Source organism: Corynebacterium sp. HMSC072D12 (assembly GCF_001813925.1).
In the GTDB taxonomy this organism is placed as follows: Bacteria; Actinomycetota; Actinomycetes; order Mycobacteriales; family Mycobacteriaceae; genus Corynebacterium; species Corynebacterium aurimucosum.
Map to the genome: position 1 here is coordinate 1 of NZ_KV814390.1, position 461 is coordinate 461.

The following is a 461-nucleotide window of genomic DNA, read 5'->3' on the forward strand; positions in this document are numbered from 1 at the left end:
TCCTGGCTGACTTCTTTACCCCTTCTAAACCGAATCAGGCCTTTCCTACACGTAGCCAAATCAGGCGCAAAGTCCGCGATATATGTAAAACACTGGATGATTCCATTGCCTATCGGGATACCCGCCCTAAAGATACCTACCGGTTTTCCTCTAACGGCACCTCAGCGTGGTTGGAACTGCAGGTTGAAGAAGACACCGGCATGAAACTCGATGCCTTCATCCACCAGACCGCAACCAAGGAAGACATCACTGTCGCTGAGGCAGTCATCAAACTGCTTTCCGGTGAAATAAAGCCACCAGCCACCGTAGTACTCCACACCTACCAGGCCTGCGATATTGATAACGCACCGACCTTTATTGAAGGCTTCGGCTGGCGGGCTGAGCCCATGCCACATGACAAGACGCGAGATTTAACCGAAGAGATAAAAGAAGCCGATGGCTACCAGCCAGGAATCATCATG

Annotated in this window: 1 pseudogene; it reads left to right on the forward strand. The window is 51.2% G+C overall.

Annotated features, from left to right (window positions below):
• A pseudogene (locus tag HMPREF2943_RS03520) lies at positions 1-461 on the forward strand (HNH endonuclease); the annotation flags it as partial.